This is a genomic window from Paraburkholderia sp. (genome assembly GCF_035501035.1).
GTDB lineage: Bacteria > Pseudomonadota > Gammaproteobacteria > Burkholderiales > Burkholderiaceae > Paraburkholderia.
Genome location: NZ_DATJWR010000298.1, coordinates 1 through 10,337 on the forward strand (window position 1 = coordinate 1; position 10,337 = coordinate 10,337).

Annotated in this window: 10 protein-coding genes and 1 pseudogene; all 11 read right to left on the reverse strand. The window is 62.2% G+C overall.

Annotated elements, in window-relative coordinates; translation table 11 throughout:
• Positions 1-135 (reverse strand): annotated as a pseudogene (locus tag VMJ11_RS21935) (IS5/IS1182 family transposase); the annotation flags it as partial.
• Positions 136-191: 56 nt separating this feature from the next.
• The gene (locus VMJ11_RS21940; RefSeq protein ID WP_325621711.1) at positions 192-512 is read right to left on the reverse strand and encodes an SMP-30/gluconolactonase/LRE family protein; all 321 of its coding nucleotides are present in this window, start codon (positions 510-512) and stop codon (positions 192-194) included.
• A complete protein-coding gene (locus VMJ11_RS21945; RefSeq protein WP_325621713.1) occupies positions 497-1,264 on the reverse strand; it encodes an SDR family oxidoreductase in 768 nt (255 codons plus the stop codon). Before VMJ11_RS21945 ends, VMJ11_RS21940 begins: the two co-directional genes overlap by 16 nt.
• Before the next feature lie 1,846 nt (positions 1,265-3,110).
• Complete coding sequence (locus VMJ11_RS21950; RefSeq protein ID WP_325621714.1) at positions 3,111-3,509, reverse strand: hypothetical protein; 399 nt, start codon at positions 3,507-3,509, stop codon at positions 3,111-3,113.
• Positions 3,510-3,581: 72 nt separating this feature from the next.
• Positions 3,582-4,061 (reverse strand): glycine zipper family protein, encoded by a 480-nt coding sequence (locus tag VMJ11_RS21955; protein WP_325621715.1) that lies wholly within the window; start codon positions 4,059-4,061, stop codon positions 3,582-3,584.
• Positions 4,062-4,108: 47 nt separating this feature from the next.
• Positions 4,109-4,723: a DUF3313 domain-containing protein gene (locus VMJ11_RS21960; protein ID WP_325621717.1), complete on the reverse strand. Its 615-nt coding sequence runs from the start codon at positions 4,721-4,723 to the stop codon at positions 4,109-4,111.
• A gap of 342 nt (positions 4,724-5,065) precedes the next feature.
• Complete coding sequence (locus VMJ11_RS21965) at positions 5,066-5,656, reverse strand: PqiC family protein (protein WP_325621719.1); 591 nt, start codon at positions 5,654-5,656, stop codon at positions 5,066-5,068.
• On the reverse strand, positions 5,653-7,275 hold the full coding sequence (locus VMJ11_RS21970; protein ID WP_325621721.1) for an intermembrane transport protein PqiB: 1,623 nt from the start codon (positions 7,273-7,275) through the stop codon (positions 5,653-5,655). The genes VMJ11_RS21965 and VMJ11_RS21970 overlap by 4 nt, the downstream gene beginning before the upstream one ends.
• Positions 7,250-8,545, reverse strand: coding sequence for a paraquat-inducible protein A (locus VMJ11_RS21975; protein WP_325621723.1), 1,296 nt, complete (start codon positions 8,543-8,545; stop codon positions 7,250-7,252). Before VMJ11_RS21975 ends, VMJ11_RS21970 begins: the two co-directional genes overlap by 26 nt.
• Positions 8,542-10,035, reverse strand: coding sequence for an efflux transporter outer membrane subunit (locus tag VMJ11_RS21980; protein ID WP_325621725.1), 1,494 nt, complete (start codon positions 10,033-10,035; stop codon positions 8,542-8,544). Before VMJ11_RS21980 ends, VMJ11_RS21975 begins: the two co-directional genes overlap by 4 nt.
• Positions 10,035-10,337, reverse strand: a 303-nt coding sequence (locus VMJ11_RS21985) for an efflux RND transporter permease subunit (RefSeq protein WP_325621727.1), incomplete at its 5' end; no start/stop codon positions are given. The genes VMJ11_RS21980 and VMJ11_RS21985, both read right to left, overlap by 1 nt.

A 10,337-nucleotide genomic window follows, 5' to 3' on the forward strand; every position in this document is an offset into this window, starting at 1 on the left:
TACCTGCGTCAGTACGCCTTCATCAATCCACATGGTCACATCGCCTCTTGCGATCAAGCCCGCGTTGTATTCCCGCCAGTTCCTGACGCGGTACACCCCTTTGGGCCCACTTGCCTTGCGTTGGTCCTTGCGCATCTTCTCGGCGAAAAAATCGAGAATCTACGCAGTTCGAAGTGAAGTTAACATCCTGGTCAACCCGAGCGTTGCGCGTAAACGTCAATCCGCCGCGAAGCTCTACGATTAGTGCAACAACGCCCATCGAAACGATACAGGCCGTCAGGCAGGCCACAAACGAAAGCCCGGTCCCCGCACGGCACGATAAAGCCCGGCTGGCCGGGCGCCTGCCACGTTCGATGCTCTCCGGTCGTCACCGTCAGACGATGAATACGGCGGCCCTTGATATCGACGAAATAGACCGCATTTTCCGCGGCCTGCCACAGCGGCCCCTCGCCGAGTTCGGCGGCGAGCGGCCATACGCACACGGGAGTTGGCATCGTCATTCTCCGTACCATCCGGCGTCAACGAAGTAATCGCGGCCGGAGCAGCGCGAAGCATCATCGGAAGCGAGGAACAGCGCCATGCGCGCGACGTGCTCGGGTTCGATACGCTGTTGCAGGCACTGCCCCGCGACGACCTTCGCTTCGCTCTCGGGCGACTGCCACAGTTGCATCTGTCGCGGCGTTTTCACCGCGCCCGGAATGATGCAGTTCACGCGAATGCCGGCGCCGCCGAGATCGCGCGCAAGACCGCGCGTGAGCCCTTCGATACCGGCCTTCGCCGTCATGTAGAGCGCGAGGTTCGGCAGCGCGAGATGCCACGAAACCGAGCCGAGATTGAGGATCACGCCGCGCCCCGCCTTTCGCATGCCGTTCGCGGCGGCCTGTGCGCAGAAGAACTGGTGCCGCAGATTCACGGCGATGCGCTCGTCCCAGTAGCTCGCGGTCAGCGCGCCGATTTCGTGACGGTCGTCGTTGCCGGCGTTGTTCACGAGCACCTCGATCGGCCCGGCGGCATCGACGATCGAAGCGAAGGTGCTCTCGATCGCCTCGACACTGCGCAGATCGCACTTGCGGAACAGCGGCGGATGCTTCGCATTGCGAATCGATTCCTGCAACGCGAGCGAGTCGTGCTCAGCCACGTCGAGAAAAAAAACGCGTGCGCCCTGCTGTGCGAATGCCTCGACCATTGCGGCGCCAATGCCGCTGCCACCACCAGTGATGACGATCGTTTTGTCCGACAGGCTCGGATAGATTGCGTACGACATCAAATATTCCACTTGTTACGAGTAGGACCACACACAGGGCGGCGAGCCGCGCATGGCTCGCACCGCCCCGACCTGCTGTTTATGACACGAACTCGACTTCGCTGAGCATGCGCCAGTTGCGCTCGTACCGCGGACCAATCTGCCGTTGCCATTCGACGCGAACCTGAAGCCGAAAGCTGCGCTGTGGACGATCGTCGACTCGTCCTGGCAGCCTTGACAGGTGATATTCACCGAAACACTGACAGCTATGCCGCAAGGAATCGAAAGCGATCCAGAATGCCAACAACGCTTGTCACCTGATAGATATGGTTAGCATATTGATCAATCATAGACAGTAGAAATAGGAAAATTTAAACCCTGCATATTTATTATTTTCACGACACCCACGCAAAATTATTTCCATTGCAATTAAAAATAGATATTATCAAACAAACCAAATCAAATATCCCCGCTGCAAAATGCGAAACCGGGAAACAACCATCACGCCATCGCCCCCTGTCGCGAATGCTGGCTTTTCACATTCCAGCCAGCCGCCAGCCCGCGAAAATCGGCAAGCCACATGCCAGCGTGCCGATTACCACCGCACCGCCCAAAAGCATGCGTCGCAAAGGCGGCGTGATACGCGACAAACGCCTTCGGAGAACGCCCAGCCATCGGCAAGAAGCGTGCCGGGCCTTGTAAATAAGCCCACAAAGACAAAATTGACGTAGATCAAATATTTGCCCAGCCTTGAAGCTTAGTCTATCGTTCAAGCAGGCAATCGCCACGCGGCCGCCATTCAGGAAACGGCATGTGGGCGATGCTACGTTACCCAACGTAGACAGTGTCTGCCGATGCTGTGCCGCACAGTTCCTGTCGAAACGAACGAGTCTGTCAATTTCACCCGATAAACCTACAAATACGGACGCGGCATTATCCTGCTAACCTGGCACCAAAGCACCGGCATCCGGAAGACAATTCCTCATTGGCGACTGCATTTCTTTGGAACAGTGAACGCGATGAATCAGCCATCAATCTGTATCTCGGCTCCCGTATCGTCTCACCGAGGCGAAATCTGGTTTAGCGCATACGGGTTCGGGTGGGGATATCGCGCGTTTGCGATCTCGTATGACGATGCTTGCGAGTCCCTCGGGGCAAGCGATGTGACGGAAGAACAGATCCGGCTCGCATTTCAGTCAGGAGAGCAAACGCTTCTTCGGGCGATTCGGCACAACGTGTCGCGGCCTGCCGAGGGAAAGCGTATCCGCCTTTCGCTCGACGAGGCATGTCATTCGATCCCATCGGAATCGCTCGAGCCGGGGGAAAGTGCAGTAAGCCGTACGTTGGTCGATCATCAGTAGGCTCGAGGAGCGGTGATGTCTTCCTTTTGCCTCCAGAACGATAGTCACCCCAGGGGGAACCTGGGGCCGTGCCCTGGCACCGCCCCGTGCAGGAGACTGATATGAAAGCTCTGGTAATACTCGCGTGCCTGATGATGTCCGCGAACGCATTTGCGGAATGCGCGACGAATGCCCGCGGCGAAACGGCCTGCGGCAACGGGCAAACTTCCGGAGGCTATAACCGGAACACCGGCACGGCCTGGACATCGCAGGTGAACCAGAATGGCGTTCGAACGACGCAGACCAACCGGGGCGGCGAGGCAAAGACGATGAATGGTAAAGGCGTCGCAAAGGGCCCCGGTGGAACGACCTGCTACCGCACTGCGAGCAGCCACGGTTGCAACTGAATACGCCCTGTCCGATCACGCGGCGCGCCCTGCCCGCGAGGCACCGTGCTTCTGTATAGGCAAGTCATGCGTTGACCCCTGGTTCGCGCAGGCGCGGCACACCCGCGTCGCCGCTGGGCGCTACGACGGCGTGCAGGTCCCGAACAGCACGAACACGTCTTCGCGGTTGACAAGGGTCATCGACACGCCGCCCGACTTCGTGTCGAGCGCGATGCTCCATCCATAGCCGAGCTCCGTGCCTTGCATGAGCAACTGGCCTTCGCCGGCTTCCATGTACCGAATCGGAGTCGAACGCTGCGACCCGACGATCGTCTTCTTCGCGAAGTTGATGTGGACGAAGTCCGGTGCGCCCAGGATTGCGGGCAGCGTCCGGAAGCACACCTCGCCGATGTCGCAGAAGTGCGCGTCGATCGTCGCACACAAGAGCGGCTTGCTGCCGTCGAAGTCGGCCCCAAGACCCCATGACGGCGCCGAGCCAACCAGGATCGCCAGGGTGGTGGCGCGCAAAGGCCTCAGCATTGCGTTATCTCCTCGTTGTCGTCGAGCGGCGCGCGGGTTCGCGAGACGCGCTGCGCGAAGCCAGCGTTCTGTCTACTCGACGGTGTATCCGCGACCGGTCATACATGCCGAGACGGCCCGGTTGTACGTCGCGAGCTGACTCGATGCCTGCTGACGCATGCCAGTTTGCTGCATCTCCATCTGCTGCTGTTCGCGCCGCATTCGCATGCCCATCCCCATCGTGCCGACGACCGCGCCTATGCCGGCACCCTCACCCCAGTGGCCGCCGGCCGCTCCGCCGATCAGCGTACCGAACAGGGCACCCCCACCTGCCCCGCGCAAGAGGCCGCCGCGCTGCTGAGGCTGTGGCGGGCTGCTCGCCATCTGCTCGGCCAGCGCAACCGGGTCGACCCCCGTGGTCTGCTGCGCCCACGCATGACATTGGGCGGTGTCGGTCTGCTGCTGCATGGCACTCTGCCCTCGGGCCGGGTAGATGATCGGCTGCTGTGCCACTGCCACGCAGGCGATCAAGGCGAGCGTGAGGACGATCGCCAGGCTCGCGATTCGTTGCATGGTTGAGCACTCCCATGACGGTCGACGTACGGGCAAACAATCGCGCATTACGGGCCCGTGGCCCCCGATCTCAATTGGGTCAGGCGTGTGGCCGACAATTTGGCCCAATAGTCCATTGCACGCTCTGCGTCGCTCCATTGCCCGCCACCCGCATTCTCGATGCTCATTCCGCCGGAGCGGCCGTCCACGGCTTCGATGAGGATCTGCCCGCTGCCCCCGTCCGTGACCTCGCCTTCGCTCTGTGCCGAACCGACGAACGCATAACTGTCCGTCGCCATGCTCTGCGCCGCATCGATCACGCGAGCCTGCGGGATAACCACCGAGATGGTGCGCAAGCCAGGCTTCTCGCTCTTGACGTTAGTGAGGGCGGCCCGGATGACCAGGACGTTCGGGCCCTGGTGACCGACGATCGGCAGCACCGTCGAAAGTTGCGTCTTCAACGCATTGAAGTAGTAGGTCGTCAATATCTGCTGCTCCTTCGCGTCGATCTTCGAGTCGGCATCGCTGATGAACACCACCGGCTCAAGGAAGATCCCCGTGTAGGATTTCCAGTCGACATTCGGCTTCACGTACCGCAGCCTCGCCTGGCCTTCCTGGCCCGGCTTCAGCAACGAATAATCGGTCAGAAACCCCGATTTCGATGCCTTGTCGACATCGGACATCGGTTGCTCGGTTGTGACAGCGCAGCTGGCCAATACGATCATCGCCAGCAGAGGACATATGCTCTTTAACATCTCCTTACCCTCCGTTTTGCCCATCCACGGGCGACATATCGCAGTCGTAAAACAAGTTGCGCAAGCAGCGGCGTGTCGCTATCCGGTTCGCCTTGCATGCGCCGTGGCACAGTGAAGCACCTTCACTCTTTTTGATATTGATAGCTCGATTTCAATTTGAACGGTATCGGACCTTGGTCGTACACCGACGCTCATGCCCTGCGATGCGTTCACACGGCCACGAACTGCTCGACACTGAAGCGTTTGCGTTTCTTCACACGACTATGCCCTTCATCGCGAAGCGCGCTGCTGGATCGCCGCAGCGATATCCTGGCTCACCTGCGCCAGCGCGCGATCGTGCGCAGCAACAAGCGCGTCGTAACCCTGCGCTTGTATCGGTTCGCGCGCGAGCGTGTGCCCAGCTATCGGCGTCGACTGCCCCGGAGGCCAGATCGTCCACAGCGCCTCGACAGTCGCCGCATCGCCGGGTGCAGAATCGAAACGCATCACGTCCACACGCACGCGCCACATCGACGTCGCACTCGCGCCAGTTTCGAACACGCTCACGTTCTCCGAGCCGAGCAGCGCCGCGAGATTGCCGGCGATCGTGCGCTGTATGTTGCCTTTGAGCGGCTCGGCCCAGCGTTGGAACTCGTTGGGCCAAACCTTGTTGTCGGCGAGGCTCACGACGATCTGCGGCCGGTCAACCAGTTCGGGAATCGTGACCGGACTCACCACGACATTCAGCCGCGCGGCGGCGCCCGTGGCGGTGGGTGGCGCTTCCGGCTTCAAGCGATAGAAGCTGGATATCGGAGAGCTGCCGCAACCGCCAGACAACCCGACCGCGAGGACAATAGCAAGGAATGCAAGGGCACGTGTCACGGTTGGGTCTCCTGCTGCTTGCCGCGAATCAACGCCTCCGGGTGCCGCTCGAGATAATCCGCCAGCGTACGGAAGGCCGTAGCAGTGCGCGCGAGTTCCTGTACCGCATCTGCCGCGTTCTGCTGTAGCGGCGAGTCCGGCCTCAATGCATTGTTGGCCGACTGGAGCGCCGCCTGTGCGGCCGCCAGTGTGCCCTGCGCCTGAGGAACGATCACGGTGTCGAGATCGCTGAGCAGCAAATGCGCACTTGCCAGCGTCTGCTGCGTACTCTTGCCAATCGCGTCAAACGGTATCGTGTTCAGCTTCGCCACGAGCTGCGTGACGTTGTCCTGCAATCGCTGGAGGTTGCCCGGAATCGTCGGCAGTCCCGGAGGCGACGACTCCCAATTGACCGCAGCCTTCGGCGCATCCGGGAAGAAGTCGATTGCGAGGTACAGCTGTCCCGTCAGCAGATTGCCCGTTCTGAGCTGCAGCCGCATTCCCTTCGCGACGAGGCGATCCGCCAGCGCGCGAGGGTCGTTGGTCAAGCGGCCGCCTTCGGCGGCTCCCGTGCGAGTTTGATAGCGCGACGTGAATAGCTCCGGATACAGATCGAATTCGACGGGGATGGTGAACTTGTCCGTCTTCGGGTCATAGCGAGTATTGATCGCCGTGACTTCTCCAACCACGATGCCGCGGAAGTCTACCGGCGCGCCTATGGTCAGCCCACGCACCGATTCGCTGAAGTCGGCAACGAATTTGGTGACGATGTGGTAATGCGCCTTCATCGCCTCAGCCCGGTCGGTGAATAGCGTGAAGGTCGAGCCGCTTGCAGCGACAGCCTCATCGACCGTGCCCGGCGGCGACTCGAATGCAATGCCGCCAATCATGATCGACACCAGCGACTGCGTGTTCACCTGAATGCCATTCGACCCGACTGTCACGTCGACACCGCTCGCGTGCCAGAAGCGTGTGTCCGAGAGAACGAACTTGTCATACGGTGCGTTGATGAATACGTGCAGCGTCACGCCGTGGCCGTCGGGATCGAGCTTGTAGGCCGAGACTTGTCCCACCTGCAGCTTTCGGAAGTACACCGGCGTGCCGACGTCGAGCGAGCCCATATTTGTGCTCTTGAGGACGAACTCGCGTCCGGGCACATCGCTCGCAATGACCGGCGGAACTTCGAGACCGGCGAAGTCCCGCCGGTCGGTTTTCGATTTTCCGATATCCATCCCGATGTAGGACCCGGACAGGAGCGTACTGATACCCGACACCGTCCCGCCGGAAATGCGCGGGCGCACGACCCAGAAGCGCGTGTCGTCGACGAGCATGTTCGTCGCGTCCTTGTTGATGTCGGCTGTCGCGATGACACGCGCGTGGTCGGGCGTGAGCGTGACGGACTTGATGAGGCCGATGTCGACGTCCTTGAACTTGATTTTCGTCTTGCCCGCCTCGAGGCCTTCGGCGGTCGAGAAGCTGATGGTGATCGTCGGGCCCTTCTCCACCACGGCCTTGGCAGCGAGCCACCCTCCGATCAATACCGCGAGGATAGGGACGAGCCATACGATCTGCAGGCGCCACCGCGAGCGTGGCACCGCATCGGCGTTGGGGAAATCAGGCTTTTGCTCGGGTCCCGGCATGATCCTGCTCCACTTCGTCCCACATCAGGCGGGGATCGAACGCCATCGCTGCGAACATTGTCAGTACGACTACCGCGCCGAACGCGATCGCCGCGTTGCCGGCCTGGATGGTCGCCAGCGCCTGGAACTGCACCAGCGCGACGAGCATGGTGATCACGTAGATATCGAGCATCGACCAGCGCCCCACGAACTCGACGATCCGATAGATCTTCGTGCGTTCGACGGCGTACCAGGGCGAGTGCATCTGCGTGGAGAGCGTCAGGTAGACGAGCGCGAGGATCTTCAGCATCGGCACGGCGATGCTCGCGACGAACACGACGACCGCGAGCGGCCAGGAACCCGACGTCCATAGATAGACGACACCGGAGAGGATCGTGTCGTTCTCCGTCCCGAACAGCGAGTTCGTGTACATGACCGGCAGCACGTTCGCCGGGATGTACATCACGATAGCCGCGATCAGGAAGGCCCAGGTGCGCGACAGGCTGGCCGGCTTGCGCAGGTGCATCGCCGCACCACAACGCGGGCAGGGGAACTCGTGAGCGTGGGCGTGAGCCGGCGCCCTTGCCAGCATCCCGCAGTCGTGACACAGCGCGAGGCCGCATTGCGCCGCGGTAAGCCCATCATGCGGCAACGAGCCGGCGATATCCGGCGCCACGTCCCTGTGTTCGACGGCGGCAACGCGCAACCACAGGATGTGCGTATCGAAGGCAGAGCTGGCGGCCGCCAGAACGAACATCAGCGCGCCGAACGACCACAGCGCCGGACCCACCACGACTCCCGCGATCGCGGATAACTTCACGAGCGCCACCAGCAAGCCGAGAATGAGGACTTCTGTCATCCCCCACGGCTGGCATAGCCGGGACAGCCGGAAAATCGCCGCACCACCCCACGGCGCGCGGTCGTACTTCAGTGGCACCAGCAGCCACAACATGCTCACGGTCAGCATCATCGGCATCAGCACCGTGGTCGCGAACACGAGGCCCGCGATCGGCCACTTCCCGTCTTTGTACAGAACGTCCACGGCCCCCAGCAGCGTCGTCTCGACGACGGTCCCGTTGACCGTGAGACCGACGATCGGGTACACGTTCGAGACCACGAACAGCACTACCGCGGCGAGAGAAAACGCGAGCGCGCGGTCGAGGCTGTTGGGCAGGTCGCGATACAGCTGGGCGCGGCAGCGCCGGCATCGCAACACGCCCCCCGCCGGCACCGGCACCTCGCGTTGCAGGAGATCGCATTCGTGGCAAGCAATGAGCTTTCCGTCAGTCATTGCGGCTCCTGTGCAGCAGGTTGCGACGCGGCGCCTTGCGGTTGCGACTGGGCGCTCGCCGTCGGGGGCACGGTCATCTGCTCCGCCTGAACGACCCAGCCGCCGCCCATCGCCATATAGAGGCTGACGACGCTCGTGAGCGTTGCAGCCTGCGTCTGCGTGTACTGCAGTTCGGCATTGAACAGGTTTCGTTCGGCGTCGAGCACTTCCAGGTAGCTCGTATAGCCCCCTTCGTAGCGCAGCCGCGCGAGCCGCAGATAAGTGCGCAGCGAGCTGACCTGGCGGTCCTGGACCGTCAGTTGCTCGCGCGTTTTCTGCACCGAGATCAACGAGTCGGCGACCTGCTGGAACGCAACCTGAACAGCGTTCTCGTAGGCGAACAGCGCCTCCTGCTGCCTGGCTTCGGCCTGCTTGTTCTGACCGTAGATGTTGCCACCCTCGAAGATCGGCATCGTGACCGCCCCGGCATACGACCACACGCGCGCGGGACCGGTGAACAGGTTCGAAAACTGTGTGCTTAGGGATCCGAAGAATCCCGTGAGCGAGATCTGCGGGAAGTACAATGCACGCGCCGCGCCGATCAGCGCGTTTTGCGCGATCAGGTTCTGCTCCGCCTGTAGCAGGTCGGGCCGGCGATCGAGCAGCTCCGATGGGATGCCCGCAGGTACGGTGGGCGCCGCCAGCGCACCAAGTGCGCGGCCGCGGAGAATCGGCTCGGGATTGCTGCCCAGCAACACTGAAAGCGCGTCTTCCTGCTGCGCGATCTGCTGCTCTAGCTGCGGAATGGTCGCCGCCGTGGCCTCATAGTCGGACTGGCTCTGTGCAAGCTCCATCTCGGAGACCTGGCCGAACTGCCGCCTGAGCGTAAATACGTGCACGGAATCCGCGCGGCTCGCGGTCGTGCTCTGTGCGATTTCCAGCTGCGTATCGAGGCTGCGTAGCAGGATGTACGACGAGGCCACCGAAGCGACGAGCGTCAATATGGTCGCACGGCGCCCCTGCTCGGCCGCGTTGACGTTCGCGCGCGCCGCTTCCGTCTCGCGCCGGACCAGACCAAACAGGTCGATATTCCACGCGCCCGAGAGGCCGGCCTGGAACTCGTTGAAGACGGGCGAAACGCCCGCGGGTATCGCCGTCGGTCCGTTCTGCGAGGCACGCTCCCTCCCCGCATTGAGCCCAACGCTCGCCTGCGGGAACAGCGCCGAACGGGTGCTCACGAACTGGCCCATGAACTCGTCAACGCGCGCGGCCGCCTGCTTGACGTTCAGGTTGTTCTGGAGCGCCGTCTTGACCAGATCGTTCAGCACGGGGTCCTGGAACTGCTCCCACCACGCGGTATTGACGACATCGGCCGCATCGCCGTACGCGAAGCGGAACGTCTCCGGCACGTCCAGCTTCGGCCGCTCGTAGTTGGGACCAAGCAGGCAGCCGTACAGCAGCCCCGACAATAGAACCGGCGCAACGAGGCGCGCGAAGGTGGCGGCACGCATCAGTCATCCTCGTGCCGCGCTGACGGCGTCGGGTGGGTGGAGTCGGAACCGCCCGAAGGCGTAGAGGGGCCTCCGGACCCCGACTGAGGTGTCTCCTTGCCCCCGCTCTTGCGCGAGCCGAGCGACTCGATCGCCCAGTAGAACATCGGAATGAAGAACACCGCGATCGCGGTTGCGCCGAGCATGCCGCCGATCACGCCCGTGCCGATCGAATGGCGGCTGTTCTGCGAGGCGCCGAGCGCGATGGCGAGCGGCACGCAGCCAAGGATGAACGCGAGCGAAGTCATCACGATAGGCCGCAG